The organism is Sphingomonas sp. AP28, assembly GCF_056680455.1.
Window position 1 is genome coordinate 3,285,115 of the sequence record NZ_CM155283.1, and the last position, 20,860, is coordinate 3,305,974.

Genomic DNA, 20,860 nt, shown 5'->3' on the forward strand with positions numbered 1-20,860 from the left:
GCGGACGGTGAACACAGCCGGCTACGTCTACATGATGGCGAGCCGGCGCAACGGAACGATATATCTCGGTGTCACCAGCGACCTCGCCGCACGATCCTACCAGCATCGTAACGGCCTGATCATCGGTTTCACGAAAACGCACCACTGCAAACTTCTAGTTTGGTATGAAGTGCATGACGGTCTGGACAACGCGCGCCTGCGCGAACTTCAGATGAAGAAGTGGAACCGGCAGTGGAAACTGTCCGAGATCGAACGAATGAACCCCGACTGGAACGACCTGTTCGAGTCACTGTTTTAATCCTGTTCCCCAACGGGGACACAAGGAGCACTAGATGAGCATCCTCGTCGACAAGAACACCAAGGTCATCACCCAGGGCATGACCGGCGAAACCGGCAGCTTCCACACCAAGATGGCGCTGGAATACGGCACGCAGATGGTTGGCGGCGTCACGCCCGGCAAGGGCGGCACGACTCACCTCGACCTCCCCGTCTACAACACCGTCGCCGAAGCCAAGGCGATGACCGGCGCGACCGCGTCGGTCATCTACGTGCCGCCCCCCTTCGCCGCCGACTCAATTCTCGAGGCGATCGACGCCGAGATCGAGCTGATCGTCGCGATCACCGAGGGCATTCCGGTGCTCGACATGGTCAAGGTCAAGCGCGCGCTGTCGGGCTCCAAGTCGCGGCTCATCGGCCCGAACTGCCCCGGCGTGCTGACCCCCGGCGAGTGCAAGATCGGCATCATGCCCGGTTCGATCTTCAAGAAGGGCTCGGTCGGCGTTGTCAGCCGTTCAGGCACACTTACCTATGAGGCGGTCTTCCAGACGTCGAACGCAGGCCTCGGTCAGACGACCGCAGTCGGCATCGGTGGCGATCCGGTCAACGGCACGAACTTCATCGACGTGCTCGAGCTGTTCCTCGCCGACGACGAGACCCAGTCGATCATCATGATCGGCGAAATCGGCGGCGACGCCGAAGAGCAGGCGGCACAGTTCCTCCGCGACGAAGCCAAGCGCGGTCGGTCGAAGCCGATGGCAGGCTTCATCGCCGGTCGTACGGCGCCTCCGGGCCGTCGCATGGGCCATGCCGGCGCGATCGTGTCGGGCGGCAAGGGCGACGCGGAGAGCAAGATCGCGGCGATGGAAGCTGCCGGGATCAAGGTCTCGGAAAGCCCCAGCCTGCTCGGCGAGACGCTGCTGAGCGTGTTGAAGGGTTGAGCTGACTACCCCTCTCCCGTTCGGGGAGAGGGAAGGAGCTGCCTCTTGGCAGCGGAAGGGTGAGGGCACGTGACCGCCCGTGCCCTCACCCTCCCACCCGCAAGTGCGAGTGGGCCCCTCCCTCTCCCCCGCGGGGAGAGGGACACTGAGGACGAGAACGATGGGCTACGAAGGCCAGGATTTCAGCGATATCGCAGCCGGCGTCAGCCCGGCGTTCGTGGAGACGCTCTACGCCAAGTTCAACGCGGACCCGGCCTCGGTCGAATCCGGTTGGCGCGCGTTCTTCGAGGGTCTTGAAGGCTCCGCGCAGGGCCCGAGCTGGGAGAGCGCCCGCTGGCCGCTCACCACCACGGACGACCTGACCGCAGCGCTCGATCCGACCCAGATGGAGCCCGCGCCCAAGCCCGCAAAGGGGAAACCAGCCCCCGCCGCAGCGGCGCCCGCTCCCGTATCGAAGGAAGAGATCGCCAAGGCCGCGGCCGATGCGATCCGCGCGCAGCTGCTCGTCCGCACCTACCGCGTCCGTGGTCACCTCGCCGCCAACCTCGATCCGCTCGGCCTCTCGAAGCGCGAGATGCCCGAGGATCTGAAGACCGAATATCACGGCTTCTCCGACGCCGACATCGACCGGAAGGTCTATCTCGGCGGCACGATGGGCTTCGAATGGGTCTCGATCCGCGAGCTCGTCGACACGTTGCGCAAGAATTACTGCGGCAATGTCGGCCTCGAATACATGCACATCTCCGACGTCGAGGAGCGCCGCTTCCTCCAGGAGCGCATGGAGGGCCAGGACAAGGCGATCGAATTTTCCACCGACGGCAAGAAGGCGATCCTCACCAAGGTGATCCAGGCCGAGCAGTGGGAGAAATTCCTCGGCAAGAAGTATGTCGGCACGAAGCGCTTCGGGCTCGACGGCGGCGAATCGATGATCCCCGCGCTTGAGAGCGTGATCAAATATGGCGGCCAGATGGGCGTGCGCGAGCTCGTCATCGGCATGGCGCATCGTGGTCGCCTCAACGTGCTCGCCAACGTGATGGCCAAGCCGCTGCGCGTGATCTTCCATGAATTCGCCGGTGGTTCGGCCAATCCCGACGACATCGGCGGCTCGGGCGACGTGAAGTATCACCTCGGCACCAGCACCGATCGCGAGTTCGACGGCCACAAGGTTCACATGAGCCTGGTCGCCAACCCGTCGCATCTCGAAGCGGCCGACCCCGTCGTGCTCGGCAAGACGCGCGCGATCCAGACGCTCAACAACGACCTCAAGGACCACGTCGCGAGCTTGCCCGTGCTGATCCACGGCGACGCCGCGTTCGCGGGGCAGGGGATCGTCTGGGAGTGCCTCGGCTTCTCCGGCATCCGCGGCTACAACACCGGCGGCTGCGTCCACTTCATCATCAACAACCAGGTCGGCTTCACGACCTCGCCGCAGTTCGCGCGCTCGTCGCCCTACCCGTCGGATGTCGCCAAGGGCGTCCAGGCGCCGGTCTTCCACGTCAATGGCGACGATCCCGAGGCGGTCACCTTCGCGACCAAGATGGCCATGGAATTCCGCCAGAAGTTCCACCGCGACATCGTCATCGACATGTGGTGCTATCGCCGCTTCGGTCACAACGAGGGCGACGAGCCGTCCTTCACGCAGCCGCTGATGTACGACATCATCCGCAAGCACCCCGGCGTTTCGTCGGTGTACGGCGATCGCCTGATCAAGGAAGGCGTGATCGACCAGCCCTGGATCGACGAGAACGTGAAGCAGTTCACGCTCCGCCTCGAGGGGGAGTTCGAAGCCGGTTCGTCGTACAAGCCCAACAAGGCGGACTGGTTCGGCGGTCGCTGGACCGGCCTCAGCGCGCCGACCGATGGCGGTTCTGCCCGTCGCAACGTCGAGACCGGCCTCAGCACGAAGCTGTTCGACTCGCTCGGCCGCACGCTGACGACGATCCCGGACAGCGTGAAGATCCACAAGACGCTCAACCGCGTGATCGATGCCAAGCGCGAGATGTTCAAGTCGGGCAAGGGCTTCGACTGGGCGACAGGCGAGGCGCTCGCCTTCGGCGGCCTGCTCTCGGAAGGCTATGGCGTCCGTCTGTCGGGCCAGGATTCGGGCCGCGGCACCTTCTCGCAGCGCCACGCTGTGTGGGTCGACCAGACTGACGAGCACAAGTACGTGCCGTTGCAGGAGATCGAGCACGGCCGTTTCGAAGTGCTCGACAGCCCGCTCAGCGAATACGGCGTGCTCGGGTTCGAATATGGCTACGCGCTCGCCGACCCGAAGACGCTGGTCCTCTGGGAGGCGCAGTTCGGCGATTTCGTCAACGGCGCGCAGATCATGATCGATCAGTTCATCACGTCCGGCGAATCGAAGTGGCTCCGCGCCAACGGCCTCGTGATGCTGCTCCCGCATGGCTATGAAGGGCAGGGGCCTGAGCATAGCTCGGCACGTCCCGAGCGCTTCCTCCAGTCTTGCGCCGACGACAACATCCAGGTCGCGAACTGCACCAGCCCGGCGAACTATTTCCACCTGCTCCGCCGGCAGATGCATCGCAACTTCCGCAAGCCGCTGATCGTGATGACGCCGAAGTCGTTGCTCCGGCACAAGCTGGCGGTGTCTAACGCGGAGGATTTCCAGGGCGACAGCCACTTCCGCCGTCTGTTGTCGGATACCAATCCGGCTGCCGACGTCGATACGAAGCGTCTGGTCCTGTGCACCGGTAAGGTCGCGTACGACCTGATCGAGGCACGCGATGCGGCGGGTGACACCGACACGCAGATCGTTCGCGTCGAACAGCTCTATCCCTTCCCCGGCAACCCGATCGCCGAGCGCGTCGCACGGATGCCGAACCTGGAAGAGATCGTCTGGGCGCAGGAAGAGCCGAAGAACAACGGCTATTGGTTCTTCGTCGAGCCGCTGATCGAGGAGGCGCTGGCAACGGTCGACTCCCGCGTGAAGCGCGCGCGCTACGCCGGGCGCAACGCCTCGGCCTCGCCCGCGACCGGCCTGATGAAGCGTCACCAGGCCGAACAGGGCGCGCTCGTCGCCGACGCGCTCGGCCACTCCGTCCGCGACGAAATCCGCCGCACCCGCGCAAACTGATGAACCCGCTCCCTGTTTTCCTGCGAAAGCAGGAACCCAGGGTGCGGCAGAGTAACCCTAGGCCCCTGCGTCCGCAGGAGCACAAAAGGTAGAAGCAAACATGGCAACCGAAGTCACCGTCCCCGTCCTGGGTGAATCGATCACCGAAGCCACCCTCGGCGAGTGGCTGAAGCAGCCCGGCGATCCCGTCGCGGTCGACGAGCCGATCGCCAGCCTCGAGACCGACAAGGTCTCGGTCGAGGTCCCGTCGCCGGTCGCCGGCGTCATGGGCCAGCACGCGGTCGCCGTCGGCGACACCGTGCAGGTCGGCGCGATGCTCGCCACGATCGACTCCGGTGACGGCGCCGCCGCTGCTCCGGCCAAGGCTCCCGAGCCCGCCGCGACCGCAACGCCGTCCGCACCCGCCAAGGACGAGTCCGGCGCAGGGTACGGCGACCAGCCCGGCGCCGGCACCAGCGACTCGCCCGCAGCTCTCTCCCCGTCGGTCCGCCGCGCGGTGCTCGAGCACGGCGTCGATCCCGGCACCGTTAAGGGCACCGGCCGCGACGGTCGCATCACCAAGGAAGACGTGACCGCCGCTGCATCGAGCAAGCCAGCGCCTGCCCCCGCCGCAGCACCTGCTCCGGCAGCAGCCCCCGCCGCCGCATCGGGGCGCGGCGAGGAACGCGTGCGCATGACGCGCCTCCGCCAGACGATCGCCAAGCGCCTCAAGGAAGCGCAGAACACCGCCGCGATGCTGACGACGTTCAACGACGTCGACATGACCGCGGTGATCGAGGCGCGCGCCAAGTACAAGGACCTGTTCGAGAAGAAGCACGGCGTCCGGTTGGGCTTCATGGGCTTCTTCGTGAAGGCCGCGACGATGGCGCTGCGCGACATCCCGTCGGTCAACGCGTCGATCGATGGCGACGACATCGTCTATCACGATTACGCCGACATCTCGGTCGCGGTCTCGTCGCCGGGCGGCCTCGTCGTCCCCGTGATCCGCGATGCCGACCAGATGTCGGTCGCGACGATCGAGAAGACGATCGGCGACTTCGGCAAGCGCGCGAAGGAAGGCGCGCTCAAGATGGACGAGATGAAGGGCGGCACCTTCACGATCTCGAACGGCGGCGTGTTCGGCTCGCTGATGTCGACCCCGATCATCAACCCGCCGCAGTCCGCCGTGCTCGGCCTTCACCGCATCGAGGAGCGCCCGGTCGTCGTCAACGGCCAGATCGTCATCCGCCCGATGATGTACCTCGCGCTCAGCTACGACCACCGCCTGATCGACGGCCGCGAAGCCGTGACGTTCCTCGTCGCGCTGAAAAATGCTATCGAGGACCCAACGCGCATCCTGATCGACCTCTGACCCACGACGGCTCCTCGTTCTCCTGCGAACGCAGGAGCCCAGGGTCACGGACACCACCCTCCGTAACCCTGGATTCCTGCATGCGCAGGAAAACATGAGGCCCGGTTTCGTCTACCTCATGGCGAGCAGCCGCAACGGAACGCTCTACCTCGGCGTCACCAGCGACCTGCTCGCCAGAGCCTACCAACACCGCAACCGCCTGATCGACGGCTTCTCCAAGGAGCATGGCTGCATCCTCCTTGTGTGGTTCGAGGCGAGTGACGACATACAATCTGCACGGCAACGCGAGTTGCAGATGAAGAAATGGAAGCGGGCCTGGAAGATCGACCTGATCGAACAGACCAACCCGCACTGGAAGGATTTGTACGAGACGCTCTTCTGATTTCTGTTTTCCTGCGAACGCAGGAACCCAGGGTCAAGAACGTCGCCCTCGATAACCCTGGATTCCTGCGTTCGCAGGAAAACACGTGGAGCATAACATGGCTGACTACGACTATGACGTCCTCGTGATCGGTGCGGGCCCCGGCGGTTACGTCGCGGCGATCCGTGCAGCGCAGCTCGGCCTGCGCACCGCTTGCGCCGAGTCCCGCGAGACGCTCGGCGGCACCTGCCTCAACGTCGGCTGCATTCCGTCCAAGGCGCTGCTCCACGCCTCCGAGATTTACGAGGAGGCCAAGGGCGGCCACATGACGAAGTTCGGCATCGACTTCCAGGGCGTCACGCTGAACCTCGACCAGATGCACGCCGAGAAGGCCAAGGCCGTCAAGGAACTGACCGGCGGCGTCGAATTCCTGTTCAAGAAGAACAAGGTCACCTGGCTCAAGGGCAAGGCCGCATTCCAGGACGCGCACACCGTCGAGATCGCCGGCCACAAGGTCACCGCGAAGAACATCGTCATCGCCACCGGTTCGTCGGTCATGCCGCTCCCCGGCGTCACGGTCGACCAGAAGACCGTCGTCGACAGCACCGGCGCGCTCGAGATCCCCAAGGTCCCCGAGCACATGGTCGTCATCGGCGGCGGCGTGATCGGCCTCGAACTGGGCAGCGTCTGGCGTCGTCTCGGCGCGAAGGTCACGGTCGTCGAGTTCGTCGACCAGATCCTCCCCGGCTTCGACGGCGAAGTCCGCCGCGAGACCGCCAAGCTCTTCAAGAAGCAGGGCATGGAGCTCAAGCTCTCGACCAAGGTCACCGGCGTGACCGTCGCGGACGGCGTCGCGACCGTCACCGTCGAGCCCGCTGCTGGGGGCGCGTCAGAGACGCTGACCGCCGACGCGGTGCTCGTCTCGATCGGCCGGAAAGCGAACGTCGACGGCCTCAACCTCGAAGCCATCGGCCTCGAACTCAACAAGCGCGGCCAGATCGAGACCGACCACTCGTTCCGCACGAAGGTCGACGGCGTCTGGGCGATCGGCGACTGCATCCCCGGGCTGATGCTCGCGCACAAGGCCGAGGACGAAGGCGTCGCGGTCGCGGAAAACATTGCCGGCCAGACTGGCATCGTCAACGAGGACGTCATCCCGAGCGTCGTCTACACGATGCCCGAGATCGCCGGCGTCGGCCTCACCGAGGAAGCCGCGCGCGACAAGACCGAGATCAAGGTCGGCAAGTTCCCGTTCGCCGCGAACAGCCGCGCCAAGACCAACCGCGACACCGACGGCTTCGTGAAGATCATCGCCGACGCCAAGACAGACCGCGTCCTCGGCGTCTGGATCGTCTCGTCGCTGGCGGGAACGCTGATCGCCGAAGCCGCCATCGCGATGGAATTCGGCGCGACCAGCGAGGACATCGCCTACACCTGCCACGCGCACCCCACGCATGCCGAGGCGATCAAGGAAGCGGCGATGGCGGTGCAGGGCAAGCCCATTCACATCTAGCAATAGCTAGATGTGAATCGAAAGGGTTTGCCCGGCCGGCGGCGCTCCAGCGCCGTCCGACGACAGGGGCTTTGCCCCTGTCCGGCCAAGCAGGGCTTCACATCCGAAGTAAGATCGATAGGGCGTCAGTGGCAATCCACCGGCGCCCTCTCTGCGTTGCAGCGCGAGAGTTGAAGGTGCAGCGCGAGGGCGGCGAAGGCGCAGGCAGGGGGGCAAAGGTTGAGTTCGATCGGGGAATGGATGTTGCCCGAGTTCGCCAGTTCGCCAGTTCGCCAGTTCGCCAGTTCGCCCACGCCCCGTCCACCCGCAAAACCCAACCCACCCCTTCCGTCATCCCGGCGAACGCCGGGACCCACGGTCACGGTGGACCCAGTGATATTCTCCCATCACCATCCAGTCCGCGACCATGGGTCCCGGCGTCCGCCGGGATGACGGGGGAGGGGTAGGAGGGTAGAAGGGTAGGAGGGTAGAAGGGAGGGGCGCGACCAAGTGGCAGCGTGGGCCACCCCGAGCAGACGATCTGCAAGGTCCTTGACCGCATCACCCAGTCCAAGCCCTAAGCTCCGCCCCCCTCAAACTCACCCACCCACACACCCCTCCCGTCATCCCGGCGAACGCCGGGACCCACGGTTACGGCGGACCCAGTGATATCCCCCCATCATGACCCGGTCCGCGACCATGGGTCCCGGCGTCCGCCGGGATGACAGGGGGAGGGAACGCAACAACTGAGCGCAATTGGGGTGGCGTGCACGAAACGCCCGACAACGCCGGTCAAGTCAGAACCACCCCGCCCAAACGATACCGCCCGCCTTCTTGTTCTCCCGCGAAGGCGAAAGCCCAGTCTGGGTCCCTGCCTTCGCGGGGAAACATCCTTGGCACAGCCACCACATCCGCCTTCCGCATCGCTCATCACCTCGACGCTACCCGGCCCCTCGTCGCGCCACCCCCAACCCACCCAAAACCAAAACCCGGAAACTTCCGCCCCCGCCCCCCCAACCGGAACCAATCCTTAGCAAAGCCAACCTATTAAACCGCGCAACGAACGAACAAGAAGGTCTCCGTGGCGCTCGATCTCTCTACTCTCTACGTCGTCGCAGGCTTCGGCATGCTGATCGCCGGGTTCATTCACCTCATCCCCCTCGCGACTGGTCGGTTCGGATCGTGGGCAGGGCTATGGGGCGCCGGCCACCTGATCGCCGGGTGCGGCGCGCTGATGGCGGTGCTCAATGATCGGATCGGTCTCCCCTGGGCGCCCAGCATCGGCAACCCCGCGGTGGTGATGGGCTATGCGCTGATTGCCGGCGCGGTCGTGAAGTTCAGCCGCCCCGACGCGCGCCTGACGTCCCTGCTGGCGATCGCCGCGATCGTCGGCCTGCCCCTGTGGTTCACCCACGACCCGGCGCATTTCCACCTCCGCGTCGCCTATCTCAGCGTCATCCGCGCCGGGTTCGACCTCGTCGTGGTGATCGTCGCCATCCGTCTCGCACGCCGGGAGTCGCTACAGACCGGCTGGATCGTCGCCGCGCTGTTCGCGGTCACCGTGCCGATGTTCCTCGGTCGCGCCTGGCTGGCTTACGGCGACCGCATCGGCACGCAACTGACCGGCCGTCACGATGACTTCGGCGCATGGCTCGCGGCGGGGCAGATCGCCTTCATCATCTTCCGCGCCTTCTCGCTGCTGATCCTCCAGGCCGAGCGCGGCCAGAACCTGCTGCTCGATCAGATGGAGCGCGACTGGCTCACCGGCGCGTTCAACCGCGCCGGCCTGGACCGCATCGCGCAGACCTTCACGGGCCGTCTTGCGCCGCGCACCCTGACGCTGATGATGCTGGATCTCGATCGCTTCAAGGCGCTCAACGACACGCTAGGCCACGCCGCCGGCGACGCTGCGCTCCGCACCTTCGCCGAGATCACCCAAGAAGCCCTGGGCCGGCAAGGCTACCTCGTCCGCTGGGGCGGCGACGAATTCGTCTGCGTGCTGCCCGATGTGCCGACCGAGCAGGCCAGCATGATCGGCAATCGCATCGCCACCCGGTTCGCGCAGACCATGGCGCCGCGAACGTCGACCCATGGCACGCTCGGCGTCAGCATCGGCGTCGTCGAGGGCGAATCCGACACCCCGATCGTCGACCTCATCGCCGCGGCCGACCGCGCCATGTATCTGGCGAAAGGCGATCGCCGCCAGCCTGCGGTTTACATCAAGGCCGCCTGAGCCGCCCGACCGGATCGCGACGCCGCCCGCGGCGTCGCGGCCCTGCACACTCAAGCGGCAGGCGGGTCCTTCTTCGCGGTCGGCTTGCCGAACCCGACGAACAACCGCTCCAGCCCCACCGTGACCGAGTCCAGCACCTTGGCGAACTCCGGCGGCAGCACGTTCGCCTCGCTCCGCGGCGGCTCCGGCGTATCCCCGGCAAACGGACCATTGCCTTGCGGCTTCGTCGTCTCGGCCGCCACGTCCGGCTCGACCTTCGACGCTGCAGGCTCAGCCTGTGCCGATGACGAGTCAGGGGAAGGTGGGGCAGGGGGCGTCGGTGGCGTCGGCGGCGTCGGCCGGGCGCTTGACTTCGCGTCATGCTTCGAGATCGCCGTCGCCGCAGCCATCAGCCCCGCCGCGATCATCTGCCGCCCGACCGGCGTCCCCATCTGCCGCGCGATCGTCGCAGCGATCCCGGCGAACGGCGCGCCGCCATCATGCTTGCGCCCCTCGTGCTTCCGGCCCTCATGCTTATGCCCGTCATGCTTGTGCGCGTCATGCGCATGGCCCTCATGCTCAGCACCCGAGTGCCCCTGAGCCGCCGCCATCTCGGCCTCGCGCTCGCGCCGCTTTCGCTCGTCCTTCTTCTTGCCCATCACACACTCCGATACTGTATTGCCTGTCCAATACACCATGTAAGTATCGTCGGCCCGTGCCACAATGCCCCCTTTCGTTCGGCACCCGCGTTACCCATCTCTGCACTCGACCTGACGGCGCCGCACAAGGCTTGCCGCACCCGAACAAATATGGAACAGACCGCCTCATGCTGACCAAGATTTCCGTACGCGGCGCGCGCGAGCACAACCTCAAGGACGTCGACATCGACATCCCCCGCGACACGCTCACGGTGATCACCGGCCTCTCGGGCTCGGGCAAGTCGAGCCTCGCCTTCGACACGATCTACGCCGAGGGCCAGCGCCGCTACGTCGAGAGCCTCTCCGCCTATGCCCGCCAGTTCCTCGAACTGATGCAGAAGCCCGACGTCGACCACATCGAGGGCCTCTCGCCCGCGATTTCGATCGAGCAGAAGACGACGTCGCGCAACCCGCGCTCGACCGTCGCCACCGTCACCGAAATCTACGATTACATGCGCCTGCTCTGGGCGCGCGTCGGTATCCCGTACTCGCCCGCGACCGGCGAGCCCATTGCGGCGCAGACCGTGTCGCAGATGGTCGACCGCGTCATGGCGCTCCCCGAGGGCACGCGCCTCTACCTGCTCGCCCCCGTCGTCCGCGGCCGCAAGGGCGAGTACCGCAAGGAACTCGCCGAGTGGCAGAAGGCGGGCTTCGCGCGCGTCCGCATCGACGGCACGATCCACGACATCGACGAAGCCCCCGCGCTCGACAAGAAGTACAAGCACGACATCGAAGTCGTCGTCGACCGCTTGGTGGTAGGCGGCGAGATCGCCACGCGCCTCGCGGAGTCGTTCGAAACCGCCCTGAAACTCGCCGACGGCCTAGCCTATGTCGACCCCGCAGACCCGGTCGAACCGCACACCCCCAAGTCCGAAATCCTCGGCAACAACGCCCCCGACGGCCGCATCGTGTTCAGCGAGAAGTTCGCCTGCCCGGTCAGCGGCTTCACCATCTCCGAGATCGAGCCCCGCTTGTTCTCGTTCAACGCCCCCCAAGGCGCGTGCCCGGCCTGCGACGGCCTCGGCGAGAAGCTGCTGTTCGACGAAGACCTCGTCGTCCCCAACCACATGCTCAGCATCAAGAAGGGCGCGGTCGTCCCCTGGGCGAAATCCAATCCGCCGTCGCCCTATTACATGCAGGTCCTCGGCAGCCTCGCGCGCGAGTTCAAGTTCGACATCGAGACGCCCTGGTCCGACCTCCCGCCCGAGGTCCAGAGCACCATCCTGCACGGCTCGAAGGGCAAGCCCGTCACGCTCACCTTCATCGACGGCAAGAAGAAGTACGACGTCTCCAAGCCGTTCGAGGGCGTCATCGGCAACCTCAACCGCCGCATGCTCCAGACCGACTCCGCCTGGATGCGCGAGGAACTCAGCAAGTACCAGTCCGCCGCCCCCTGCGAAGTCTGCGGCGGCGCGCGCCTGAAACCCGAGGCGCTCGCGGTCAAGATCGCGATGAAGGACATCTCCTACGCCACGCATCTCTCGGTGGTCGACGCGCTCCAGTTCTTCACCGACATGCCGCAGCACCTCGGCGACCAGCAGAACGCGATCGCCGAACGCATCCTCAAGGAGATCGTCGAGCGTCTGGGCTTCCTCAACAATGTCGGCCTGGATTACCTCAACCTCGAACGCACCAGCGGCACACTGTCAGGTGGCGAAAGCCAGCGCATCCGCCTCGCGTCGCAGATCGGCAGCGGCCTGTCGGGCGTGCTCTACGTCCTCGACGAGCCCTCGATCGGCCTGCACCAGCGCGACAACGACATGCTCCTCAAGACGCTCCGCCGTCTGCGCGATCTCGGCAACACCGTGCTCGTCGTCGAGCATGACGAGGACGCGATCCGCACCGCCGACTACATCATCGACATGGGCCCCGGCGCCGGCGTCCGCGGCGGCCAGGTCGTCGCGCAGGGCACGCTGAAGCAGATCCTCAAGTCGAAGGGCAGCATCACCGCCGACTATCTCAACGGCACGCGCGAGGTGCCGGTCCCAACCACGCGGCGCAAGGGCAACGGCAAGAAGCTCACCGTCCACAACGCGGTCGCCAACAACCTGCGCGGCGTCACCGCCAGCCTGCCGCTCGGCACCTTCACCTGCATCACCGGCGTCTCCGGCTCGGGCAAGTCGAGCTTCACGATCGACACGCTCTACGCCGCCGCCGCACGCGAGCTGAACGGCGCGCGCATCGTCCAGGGCAAGCACGACAAGATCACCGGCCTCCAGTATCTCGACAAGGTCATCGACATCGACCAGTCGCCGATCGGCCGCACCCCGCGCAGCAACCCCGCCACCTACACCGGCAGCTTCACGCAGATCCGCGACTGGTTCGCCGGCCTGCCCGAATCGCAGGCGCGCGGCTACAAGCCCGGCCGCTTCAGCTTCAACGTCAAGGGCGGCCGCTGCGAGGCGTGCCAGGGCGACGGCGTGCTCAAGATCGAGATGCACTTCCTCCCCGACGTCTACGTCACCTGCGACGTCTGCCACGGCGCGCGCTACAATCGCGAGACGCTCGAGGTGAAGTTCAAGGGTCATTCGATCGCCGACGTGCTCGACATGACGGTCGAGGACGCCGCCGAGTTCTTCAAGGCGGTCCCCCCGATCCGCGACAAGATGGCGATGCTGGTCGAGGTCGGCCTCGGCTACGTCAAGGTCGGCCAGCAGGCGACGACGCTCTCGGGCGGCGAAGCGCAACGCGTCAAGCTCGCCAAGGAACTCTCGCGCCGCGCCACCGGCAACACGCTCTACATCCTCGACGAACCCACCACCGGGCTCCATTTCGAGGACGTGCGGAAGCTGTTGGAAGTCCTCCACGCGCTGGTCGAGCAAGGCAACACGGTCGTCGTGATCGAACACAATCTCGACGTCATCAAGACCGCCGACTGGGTCCTCGACCTGGGGCCGGAGGGCGGCGTCAAGGGCGGCGAGATCGTCGCCGAAGGCACGCCGGAGAAGGTGGCGAAGGCGAAGGGCAGCTTTACGGGGAAGTATCTGGCGCCTTTGCTAGAGAAGCGGGTGGTCAAGCAAGCCATCTAAATACGTATTTGTGGCCGGATGTCAGACGTACTCCGCTTTGATTATAAAGCTTTGGTTTGATATCCAGTTTGCGTCTATGTTAGCAATGGATGCTGCTTCCGCAGATATTCCAAAAGCCGTGTTGAGCGTAGTGATACTTTCGATGGTGCCGCCGGTTGCATCTTTTGTTGCTGCGATAATTTCGTCGAAATAAGGCATCCAAAAAAGAAGATCGGTCTCTTTTGAGTCCTCTTTGCGGGGGGTACTGTAAGTCGCAGTGAACCAGTGGCGTTGCTCGCTACTTTGACTTTTGCCAGCGCCTGCGGTGGCAATTTTCCATCCGCCGCCAGCGTAATACTTTCCACTGTTGTCGGATATAACTTCGATAGTGAGACTCTTGAGGGCGACAGCAGTTCGGAAGTATCTGATTATTTGTGCGCGTTGTTCTTTGATAATATACGAATGAAGCGCATCAGCTTTGACCATTGTGCCCTGCACAAGGGGATGCGCGGCATAAATCGAACCGACGCTTAGCTGACTACCCTCTGCGTCGTGCATATCCGCCGCCTGAGATCGGTTTAATGCCTCGATCTGCTCCGAGCCGCTTTTGCTAAACAAGCGAAAAACTCCGCTTGCCGTGGCGGCGACCGTAGTCCCGGCCGATTTAATCTGACTTCTAGTCGGAGTAAATCGGCCAAGGAAACCGCGACGCAAGCCCTCATGAGCGGTTTCCGTTGCCCAATCACCCCAGGCGTCTGGTGTTTCATCTGCAACGATCCGAATCAATCTCGATTGCATGATAGCTCCGATAAGGGTTTGGCTTTAACTGTAGCGGCTATTCCGTGGCGGCAAAAAACGAATGCTGCAACATCGAACGCTGAAATCATCATGAGTTGATAGCCGCGATGCCTTAGATCAAACACATCGGTCCTTTTAGAAACTGCCTAAAATATGCATCGCATAATCCGGCTGGTTATTTAGAAAATTATGATGCGAAATCGATCGCGCTACATTCTTGGTGAAAATCAATCCCTTTCCCTGTTGATCTAATATGATAGACCAAGAGGGTGGATGAGTTGTCGACCTTCGAGTCCGAATTTGCGACGAGCGAAGACGCCGCCGCGTATGACGCGTGGTTCCGCGCCAAGGTCGAGCGTGCGATGACGTCGGACATACTTAGCATTCCACACGCTGAGGTAATGGCGCTGGCGCAGGCAATCCTCGACAAACACAAGCCGCATTGACGCTGCCGCTCGTCTGGACGGATAAAGCGACACGGCGGCTTTTCTTGTCCTAGACCTTATCCTCTCAGCGAACTTCCACCAGCCGTTCGCCGTTCCGAAGTAGCACCGCGACCTGATCCCATCGTGGCTCTAGCCATGCGAGCAACGCGCGGTTGGACGCATTGCCGCAGCGCAGCCACAACAGGACGAACCGGTCCGGGTGCCGGAGATGGCCGAAATCGTCGTCCTTGCTGACCAGCACCGATCCATCCGCCTCGGCACGAGCGGCGATGGCCCGATCGCTCGCGGCAAGCATCTCGATCTCCGAAACATGCGTCGCGTCCTCGCCCCGATCGCGCAACCACCTGCACAAAGCCGGAGGTAGCTGCGCATCGACGAGGAACTTCATTCGGCGGCCAGCACCACCGGATGATCGGTCGTCGCTGCTGCATAGCCCAATGTCGCCTGCACATCGGCTTCGCTAAGATACGGAAAGTCGGCAACGATCTCCAAGATAGTCGCGCCGCCCGCCAGCATTTCGAGAACGTCGGTAACCCGAACACGCGTGCCCGTGACAACGGGCCAACCGCCGCAAACGCCGGGGTCTATCGAGATGCGGGGAAAGCCGGCGAGCGTCATGGTGAGAAGGTGCGACGGACAGGTACTATCGTCAAGCCCATCAGCGGAACAGGCTACTACCCCAACTCGTTGAACCTGCCAGATCAACAGCACCGGACAAACCCATGCCCAAGCCCCACCCACATCACCCGCACGAGCGCGCCCCGAAGCCCAAGTCGAAGACGTTCGGCATCAATGCGCTTTCGATCGGGGCCGCGGCGATCGGTCTCGGGGGTGCGTTGCTGGCGGTGTTCCTGCGGTCGAGGGCGAACCCCGCCGAGCATGCCGCGCCCGATCTCGCGCTCGACAAGCCCCGCCCGGGTGCGACCGATCGCGCGCCGCACGCCTTCCGCCCCGATCCCACCGCGGTCCCCACCAAGGCCGAGCGCGAGTCGCTCCGCCCCGCCACCGGCCCGGCGCCGTCGTTCGCCGCGGATCGCGGTTCGACGCTCGGCTGAGGTGCCTTCCTGATCCTCCCCCGCAAGGGGGACGTGGCTGGCGCCTGCCAGACGGAGGGGGAGTTGACTACCCCTGTTGCGTGTCCTCCCCCTCCGTCACCTACGGTGCCACCTCCCCCTGGCGGGGGAGGATAAGTAAGGCCCGACGGTCTACGTCGGCTTTCAGGCCTCCACCCGCGCTCCGTCACCCCGGACTGGTTCCGGGGCCCACGGTCCGGCGAACTCGATAGCGGCGGTGTGCGGAACGGTGAATACCGGAACAAGGCTCTCCTGAGCAAAGCCGAAGGGTCCGGTATGACGGGAGAGGGGCCGTCATTTCCCCAAGTGTTCTCCTGCGGACGCAGGAGCCCAGGACCAAGCAGGACAGTACTCGTGGCTCCTGGGCCCCCGCGTGCGCGGGGGAACAAGGCAGCCGCTCCAACCCATCGCGGCACCCCGCACCCACCCCATAAAACCGCTGTCCTACACACCCCGATCCGGCATACCTGATCGGTCCTCTCTCAGGCGAGGATCGACCATGGCAAACGCACCCACTCCGGCCGATCCGCGACCCTGCCACTTGGCCAAGCGCGCCGTGCCCGCCCCCAGGCCGCGCTACGAACCCCCGATCCCCGACCATCTCCCCGACGCGGTCCGCCACGTCATGGCCTGGCAAGCGCATGTCGACGCCGGCCGGATCGGCACCCGCATCCCCGTATCGCCCGAGATCGCCGCCAACCGCGACCGCTGGACCGCGCTCGCCCGGACCATGCGCAAGTGACCGCCGCTCTCCAGGATCAAGGTGTCGACGCGCCGCCCATAGACTCCTTCACGCGGCAAAATCGCCAACGCATCGACGGCTGGTCCCCCGAGCGCCAGCGCGGCTTTCTCGAACGCATCGCCGAGGGTGCCACCGTCGACGAGGCGACCGCCAGCGTCGGCCTGTCGCCGCGCGCCGCGTACAGCCTGCGCCGCCGCGCAGCGGGCGCGGCGTTCGCGCTCGGCTGGGACGCCGCCAAGCTCGTCGCGCGGCCGATCATCGCCGAAGCGCTGTTCTGTCGCGCGATGGTCGGCCAGATCGAGCGTCTCACGAAGCCCGACGGCGACGTGATCGAACGCCACCGCTTCGACAACCGCCTCGCCATGTCGCTGCTCGCCCGGCTCGATCGCCATGCCGAGGAAAGCGAGAACACCAACGCCGCCGCACGCCTGATCGCGACCGAATTCGACGCGTTCCTCGACCTCGTCGAGCGCGATGCAGGGCCCGCCCGCGCCGGCCTGTTTCTCGGCGAGCGTGTCCGATCGTCCGACGCAGGGGAGGGGATGGCGCCGATCGTGGCGCTCGCCCGCGCGGACCGCTGGCTGCGCAGCAACGCCGGCCTCGCATCGGAGATCGACGTCGCCGATCTCGATCCCGCCGCCCGCGCCGGCTGGACCGCCGAGCAATGGGCGCGCGCGGAGGCCGCCGGGCTGCTCAGTCTCGCGCCCGAACCCGCCCCGAGGCCTGTGCCCCCAAAACCTGCGCCAGCGTCTGCACTTTCTGCACTTCCGGCCGTCGAACCGGGCGGACCCGACGGCGAATGTCCGGTCTGGTGGGACGAGTTCACCGGTGCCTGGCGCACCCGCTTCCCGCCGCTGAGCGATTTTGATGAAGGCAATGGCGGGACTTTCGGCGACGACGGTTACAGCCGCGAATGTTCGCGGGAGGAGGCGATCATCCTCGATGCGCCGTACGACCGAGAGACCGCCGAGCGCGTCGTCGTCGAGGGCGCCGACCGAGACAGCTGGTTCATCGGCTATGCGGTGGGCTGCGGGCTCATCGAGGATGACGAGGTCGATGCGGTCGCCGCTACCGATATCGCGCGCGTCGCTGCGCTGGCGCGTAATTTCGATCCGGATCGCCCGAGAAAGCCTGACCCCGAACCCGGTAACGACGCCTTATCCGGCGCTGACACCGGCCAGTCGCCTAGCCAGTCGCCCGGCCAATCGCACACCGCACCCAATCTGGCGCCGACGCCTGCGGACGCTGCACCCAAATCCGCCACCGGGCGTTCTGACGCCATACGCATAGTCAACGGAGTACCCCCATGAGCATCTTCAGCAAGATCAAGTCCGCCATCTTCGGTGAGCACGGCCCGCTCGGCAGCGGCCATTTCGGCACACCGAAGGCTGCGCCCGCCCCGGCACCCGCGCCCGCACCGCAGACCACGGCCGCCCAGCCTGCACCAACGCCCGCCGCCCCGACTCCGCAGGCCGCGCCCGCCGCACCCGCCCAGGCTGTCGACGTCGAGGCCGTCCTCTCGGGCATCGCCTCGAAGAAGGGCTCGGATCTCAACTGGCGCACCTCGATCGTCGACCTGATGAAGCTGCTCGATCTCGATTCGAGCCTCGACAACCGCAAGGAGCTCGCCACCGAGCTCGGCTATACCGGTGCGAAGGACGGCAGCGCCGAGATGAACATGTGGCTGATCAAGGCCGTGATGCGCGAGCTGGAGAAGAACGGCGGTACCGTGCCCGCCAACCTCAAGGATTGATGCAGGTTTGGCGCCGGCAACCAAACCCCGGCGCCGATCATTACGCCTTCAGTATCAACCCACTGAAAGGACACGAAATGCGCGTTGCGATGCTGGGCCTGCTGGCCGCCTCTACCCTGGTTGCCGGCTGCGTCGGCGACGGAGGCAGCCGCTACGGCGTCGACCCGCGCTATCGCTCCTACGACTATAACCGCGTCGATCCCGCATACGGCGGCTATGATGCCGGTCGCTATTACCGCGACGATGCGAGGTATCGCGAGCGCCGCTTATCGCGCAACGACCGCGTCTATCGTGGCAATGACGGTCGGTATTATTGCCGCCGCAACGACGGCACCACCGGCCTGATCGTCGGCGGAGTCGCGGGCGGCGTGCTTGGCAACGTCATCGCCCCCGGCGGTTCGGGCTTGCTCGGTACCGTACTCGGTGCGGCCGGCGGCGCGCTCGCAGGGCGTGCGGTCGATCGCTCCAGCAACAACACCCGCTGCCGTTAAATCCCTCGACCGGCGTCGAAATATCGGCGCCGGTCGTTTTAAATTCTCGTCGTCGATAGCGGCTAGCGCGAAAATAATATCTGCGTAAATCGACGCAGTTCTTGACCCATTTTACCGGCAAGATTTGCAATTCGGGCGGTCTTGGCCCATATAGCGCTCAGCTACAGTCGCATATCGACGGTTCTTGGCGCTTTGCGGCACCTTTCTCCTTCTTTCCCTGCTCCGCGGCACGGGTCGCCCGAACGTCGGGTTACTCTCTACTAAGAAGGAGCCACTTCATGGCTATCACCGGAACCGTCAAGTTTTTCAACGCCGACAAGGGCTATGGCTTCATCGCGCCGGATGGCGGCGGCAACGATGCATTCGTGCACATCACCGCGGTTGAGCGCGCCGGCATGCCGACGCTGAACCAGAACCAGCGCGTCACCTACGAGCTCGAGCCCGACAAGCGTGGCAAGCAGTCGGCCGTGAACCTCCAGCCAGCCGATTGATCTCGCTGGCGGATTATTGTCCGCCAACCTGATCTCGGTTGCGATGCGGCGGCCATAACGGTCGCCGCATCACCCCTTTAAAATTTCCCGCAGGAGCGCACCAGCATGGCCGATAATCCAGAATTTTACCGGGCCCGCGCTGATGAAGAGCGCCGCAACGGCGATGCCGCCCTCCTCGACAACGTCCGCGATCGCTGCCGCCGCGCCGAAAAGGCCTGGGACGACATGGCCTCGCGCGCCGAACGCACTCAGATCCTCCGCGCCGCGCGTGAGGCTGCCCCTCCCGGTGGTGAGCGCATGATGATCGGCACCCCGTCGATGGTCCCCGCTGAGTAAGCCGGATCTCCGAGATGCGATGATTTGAGAAACCCGGATGCAGCGATGCACCCGGGTTTTTCTTTGTGGTCTTAGCCAGAATGGTTCGCGCAGAGGCGCAGAGGCGCAGAGACCGCGGAGCTTTAGCTGAACCGCAGGTTCCCGAAATCAGATGTTCTGTCCGCAGCTTAATCCAGAGCGCAACACCTCCGCGTCCTCTGCGCCTCCGCGCGAACCAACTTTTTCATCTAGCAGTTGGCTGCTAGAAAGCATCCGCTGAGCACCGCTGAGCACCGCTGATCACCGGTGACGCGGTACCGTGGAAGCCGTTGCGACGACTTACTTCAGCGGCTTGCCCGTATCCTTCCACCGGTCGAGGATCTGCGATTCTGGCGGCAGCATGTCGGAAGCAGCTGGTATTGCCGGTGCCTGAGTAGCGGGCTTGGCCTGCGCAACGGTCGCCACCACCGTAGCCGGCACCGGGACGGAGACGGCCCCGGCCGTGGCAGCCGCGATCATCTGCGGTGTCGGCGGCGCAATCGGTTGCACGGACATATGCGGCCCAGGCACCGGTTCGCCGCCAGCATAACGCTGATTAAAAGCCGCAGACGTGCCCCAATACCCCTTCCACCGATGGAAGAAATGCGCACCGACGACATCGGTCATCACCATGCTCCGGTTCCAAGCAGGCGTCACGGCGTAGGTATGATAGTGCGTCGCCAACCCGACCGGTGCGTAGACATAGCCGGCCAGAGCCATGCCGGCCGCGCGCGCGGCGCGAACCCATGCGGCGCGCGCGGGCAACCGCGTCATCGCGCCGTCGCATGCGAAGCTGAACTGGCAGCCGGCATGTTCCGAGCCCTGATACACCACGCCGCACACCGTTCCCGGGAAGGCAGGATGCCGTGCGCGGTTGAGGATGACCTGCGCGACCGCCTGTTGGCCGGCATCGGGCTCGGATGCGGCTTCGTAGTAGATCGCCGCGGTGAGGCATTGCAGCGCGCGGTCGCGGTCCAGTGCCGATGCGCTCGTCATCGAGAAGGGCCGTGCGGGAACAATGCCCGCGTCGAGCGTCGCACCGGCCGGGATCGGCAGATCGGGCAGGTCGATGGTCCCAGTAACACCCGCCGCAGGCGCGGCGATCTCCTGCTCGGCCAGCGCAGGGGCAAGGGCTGAAACCTTTACCGAAGACGCGGCACTCGCGCGGTCGTTCGCTGCTTCACGCGCCGACATCGCCCGGAGCGCAGCGTGGGCAGAGATGCCGGCACCTATGATCAACAACGTGACGACCATCGTCGCCCAGATGCGCTTCATCAAC

At 65.0% G+C, this 20,860-nt stretch carries 21 protein-coding genes; 16 read left to right on the forward strand and 5 right to left on the reverse strand.

Features of this window, described 5'->3' with window-relative positions; genetic code table 11:
• The first annotated feature begins 7 nt into the window (after positions 1-7).
• The 7 genes from AC1MH0_RS15005 to AC1MH0_RS15035 all read left to right on the forward strand — a co-directional run bounded on the left by AC1MH0_RS15005 (position 8) and on the right by AC1MH0_RS15035 (position 9,748).
• Positions 8-298, forward strand: coding sequence for a GIY-YIG nuclease family protein (locus tag AC1MH0_RS15005; protein WP_480963440.1), 291 nt, complete (start codon positions 8-10; stop codon positions 296-298).
• Between the two features lie 34 nt (positions 299-332).
• Complete coding sequence (sucD, locus tag AC1MH0_RS15010) at positions 333-1,217, forward strand: succinate--CoA ligase subunit alpha (RefSeq protein WP_056047458.1); 885 nt, start codon at positions 333-335, stop codon at positions 1,215-1,217.
• Between the two features lie 160 nt (positions 1,218-1,377).
• Positions 1,378-4,311: a 2-oxoglutarate dehydrogenase E1 component gene (locus tag AC1MH0_RS15015; protein WP_480963441.1), complete on the forward strand. Its 2,934-nt coding sequence runs from the start codon at positions 1,378-1,380 to the stop codon at positions 4,309-4,311.
• Between the two features lie 100 nt (positions 4,312-4,411).
• Complete coding sequence (gene odhB, locus AC1MH0_RS15020) at positions 4,412-5,662, forward strand: 2-oxoglutarate dehydrogenase complex dihydrolipoyllysine-residue succinyltransferase (protein WP_121903545.1); 1,251 nt, start codon at positions 4,412-4,414, stop codon at positions 5,660-5,662.
• A 94-nt stretch (positions 5,663-5,756) separates the two neighbouring features.
• The gene (locus AC1MH0_RS15025) at positions 5,757-6,044 is read left to right on the forward strand and encodes a GIY-YIG nuclease family protein (RefSeq protein ID WP_279388894.1); all 288 of its coding nucleotides are present in this window, start codon (positions 5,757-5,759) and stop codon (positions 6,042-6,044) included.
• 97 nt (positions 6,045-6,141) lie between these two features.
• Positions 6,142-7,536 (forward strand): dihydrolipoyl dehydrogenase, encoded by a 1,395-nt coding sequence (gene lpdA / locus AC1MH0_RS15030; protein WP_480963442.1) that lies wholly within the window; start codon positions 6,142-6,144, stop codon positions 7,534-7,536.
• A 1,060-nt stretch (positions 7,537-8,596) separates the two neighbouring features.
• Positions 8,597-9,748 (forward strand): GGDEF domain-containing protein, encoded by a 1,152-nt coding sequence (locus AC1MH0_RS15035; RefSeq protein ID WP_480963443.1) that lies wholly within the window; start codon positions 8,597-8,599, stop codon positions 9,746-9,748.
• A 50-nt stretch (positions 9,749-9,798) separates the two neighbouring features.
• Here AC1MH0_RS15035 and AC1MH0_RS15040 read toward each other — a convergent pair whose 3' ends face one another.
• Positions 9,799-10,386: a hypothetical protein gene (locus AC1MH0_RS15040; RefSeq protein WP_480963444.1), complete on the reverse strand. Its 588-nt coding sequence runs from the start codon at positions 10,384-10,386 to the stop codon at positions 9,799-9,801.
• Between the two features lie 167 nt (positions 10,387-10,553).
• Here AC1MH0_RS15040 and uvrA point away from each other — a divergent pair, with 167 nt between their 5' ends.
• Entirely contained in the window at positions 10,554-13,454 is a 2,901-nt protein-coding gene (gene uvrA / locus AC1MH0_RS15045) for an excinuclease ABC subunit UvrA (RefSeq protein WP_480963445.1), read from the forward strand.
• Positions 13,455-13,475: 21 nt separating this feature from the next.
• Here uvrA and AC1MH0_RS15050 read toward each other — a convergent pair whose 3' ends face one another.
• Positions 13,476-14,231 (reverse strand): hypothetical protein, encoded by a 756-nt coding sequence (locus AC1MH0_RS15050; RefSeq protein ID WP_480963446.1) that lies wholly within the window; start codon positions 14,229-14,231, stop codon positions 13,476-13,478.
• A 269-nt stretch (positions 14,232-14,500) separates the two neighbouring features.
• On the opposite strand from AC1MH0_RS15050, the gene relB reads away from it, so the two are divergent.
• Positions 14,501-14,677, forward strand: coding sequence for a type II toxin-antitoxin system RelB family antitoxin (relB, locus tag AC1MH0_RS15055; protein WP_480963447.1), 177 nt, complete (start codon positions 14,501-14,503; stop codon positions 14,675-14,677).
• A gap of 64 nt (positions 14,678-14,741) precedes the next feature.
• Here relB and AC1MH0_RS15060 read toward each other — a convergent pair whose 3' ends face one another.
• A complete protein-coding gene (locus tag AC1MH0_RS15060; protein WP_480963448.1) occupies positions 14,742-15,065 on the reverse strand; it encodes a DUF5615 family PIN-like protein in 324 nt (107 codons plus the stop codon).
• Positions 15,062-15,295, reverse strand: a complete 234-nt coding sequence (locus tag AC1MH0_RS15065; protein ID WP_480963449.1) for a DUF433 domain-containing protein — start codon at positions 15,293-15,295, stop codon at positions 15,062-15,064. The genes AC1MH0_RS15060 and AC1MH0_RS15065 overlap by 4 nt, the downstream gene beginning before the upstream one ends.
• Before the next feature lie 104 nt (positions 15,296-15,399).
• Between AC1MH0_RS15065 and AC1MH0_RS15070 the strand changes: the two genes are divergently transcribed.
• The 7 genes from AC1MH0_RS15070 (at position 15,400) to AC1MH0_RS15100 (ending at position 19,563) form a co-directional block, all read left to right on the forward strand.
• Complete coding sequence (locus tag AC1MH0_RS15070) at positions 15,400-15,732, forward strand: hypothetical protein (RefSeq protein WP_480963450.1); 333 nt, start codon at positions 15,400-15,402, stop codon at positions 15,730-15,732.
• Between the two features lie 517 nt (positions 15,733-16,249).
• Positions 16,250-16,492 (forward strand): hypothetical protein, encoded by a 243-nt coding sequence (locus AC1MH0_RS15075; RefSeq protein WP_480963451.1) that lies wholly within the window; start codon positions 16,250-16,252, stop codon positions 16,490-16,492.
• Positions 16,489-17,802 (forward strand): hypothetical protein, encoded by a 1,314-nt coding sequence (locus AC1MH0_RS15080; protein ID WP_480963452.1) that lies wholly within the window; start codon positions 16,489-16,491, stop codon positions 17,800-17,802. Before AC1MH0_RS15075 ends, AC1MH0_RS15080 begins: the two co-directional genes overlap by 4 nt.
• The gene (locus AC1MH0_RS15085; protein WP_136189371.1) at positions 17,799-18,245 is read left to right on the forward strand and encodes a DUF3597 domain-containing protein; all 447 of its coding nucleotides are present in this window, start codon (positions 17,799-17,801) and stop codon (positions 18,243-18,245) included. The genes AC1MH0_RS15080 and AC1MH0_RS15085 overlap by 4 nt, the downstream gene beginning before the upstream one ends.
• Positions 18,246-18,322: 77 nt before the next feature.
• Complete coding sequence (locus AC1MH0_RS15090) at positions 18,323-18,736, forward strand: glycine zipper 2TM domain-containing protein (protein ID WP_333929366.1); 414 nt, start codon at positions 18,323-18,325, stop codon at positions 18,734-18,736.
• Between the two features lie 278 nt (positions 18,737-19,014).
• Positions 19,015-19,227, forward strand: a complete 213-nt coding sequence (locus tag AC1MH0_RS15095; protein ID WP_031394996.1) for a cold-shock protein — start codon at positions 19,015-19,017, stop codon at positions 19,225-19,227.
• A 105-nt stretch (positions 19,228-19,332) separates the two neighbouring features.
• Positions 19,333-19,563: a hypothetical protein gene (locus tag AC1MH0_RS15100; RefSeq protein ID WP_056060610.1), complete on the forward strand. Its 231-nt coding sequence runs from the start codon at positions 19,333-19,335 to the stop codon at positions 19,561-19,563.
• 318 nt (positions 19,564-19,881) lie between these two features.
• On the opposite strand, the gene AC1MH0_RS15105 is transcribed toward AC1MH0_RS15100, so the two are convergent.
• Positions 19,882-20,856, reverse strand: coding sequence for a cell wall hydrolase (locus tag AC1MH0_RS15105; protein WP_480963453.1), 975 nt, complete (start codon positions 20,854-20,856; stop codon positions 19,882-19,884).
• Positions 20,857-20,860 lie beyond the last annotated feature (4 nt).

What these genes read in the sequence shown, in the direction of transcription:
- AC1MH0_RS15025 (WP_279388894.1), top strand. Translation starts at nt 5,757, where the DNA reads ATGAGGCCCGGTTTCGTCTACCTCATGGCGAGCAGCCGCAACGGAACG.
- AC1MH0_RS15065 (WP_480963449.1), bottom strand. Translation starts at nt 15,295, where the DNA reads ATGACGCTCGCCGGCTTTCCCCGCATCTCGATAGACCCCGGCGTTTGC.
- uvrA (WP_480963445.1), top strand. Translation starts at nt 10,554, where the DNA reads ATGCTGACCAAGATTTCCGTACGCGGCGCGCGCGAGCACAACCTCAAG.
- AC1MH0_RS15085 (WP_136189371.1), top strand. Translation starts at nt 17,799, where the DNA reads ATGAGCATCTTCAGCAAGATCAAGTCCGCCATCTTCGGTGAGCACGGC.
- AC1MH0_RS15060 (WP_480963448.1), bottom strand. Translation starts at nt 15,065, where the DNA reads ATGAAGTTCCTCGTCGATGCGCAGCTACCTCCGGCTTTGTGCAGGTGG.
- AC1MH0_RS15015 (WP_480963441.1), top strand. Translation starts at nt 1,378, where the DNA reads ATGGGCTACGAAGGCCAGGATTTCAGCGATATCGCAGCCGGCGTCAGC.
- AC1MH0_RS15050 (WP_480963446.1), bottom strand. Translation starts at nt 14,231, where the DNA reads ATGCAATCGAGATTGATTCGGATCGTTGCAGATGAAACACCAGACGCC.
- AC1MH0_RS15095 (WP_031394996.1), top strand. Translation starts at nt 19,015, where the DNA reads ATGGCTATCACCGGAACCGTCAAGTTTTTCAACGCCGACAAGGGCTAT.
- AC1MH0_RS15100 (WP_056060610.1), top strand. Translation starts at nt 19,333, where the DNA reads ATGGCCGATAATCCAGAATTTTACCGGGCCCGCGCTGATGAAGAGCGC.
- odhB (WP_121903545.1), top strand. Translation starts at nt 4,412, where the DNA reads ATGGCAACCGAAGTCACCGTCCCCGTCCTGGGTGAATCGATCACCGAA.
- AC1MH0_RS15090 (WP_333929366.1), top strand. Translation starts at nt 18,323, where the DNA reads ATGCGCGTTGCGATGCTGGGCCTGCTGGCCGCCTCTACCCTGGTTGCC.
- AC1MH0_RS15105 (WP_480963453.1), bottom strand. Translation starts at nt 20,856, where the DNA reads ATGAAGCGCATCTGGGCGACGATGGTCGTCACGTTGTTGATCATAGGT.
- AC1MH0_RS15075 (WP_480963451.1), top strand. Translation starts at nt 16,250, where the DNA reads ATGGCAAACGCACCCACTCCGGCCGATCCGCGACCCTGCCACTTGGCC.
- AC1MH0_RS15070 (WP_480963450.1), top strand. Translation starts at nt 15,400, where the DNA reads ATGCCCAAGCCCCACCCACATCACCCGCACGAGCGCGCCCCGAAGCCC.
- sucD (WP_056047458.1), top strand. Translation starts at nt 333, where the DNA reads ATGAGCATCCTCGTCGACAAGAACACCAAGGTCATCACCCAGGGCATG.
- lpdA (WP_480963442.1), top strand. Translation starts at nt 6,142, where the DNA reads ATGGCTGACTACGACTATGACGTCCTCGTGATCGGTGCGGGCCCCGGC.
- AC1MH0_RS15040 (WP_480963444.1), bottom strand. Translation starts at nt 10,386, where the DNA reads ATGGGCAAGAAGAAGGACGAGCGAAAGCGGCGCGAGCGCGAGGCCGAG.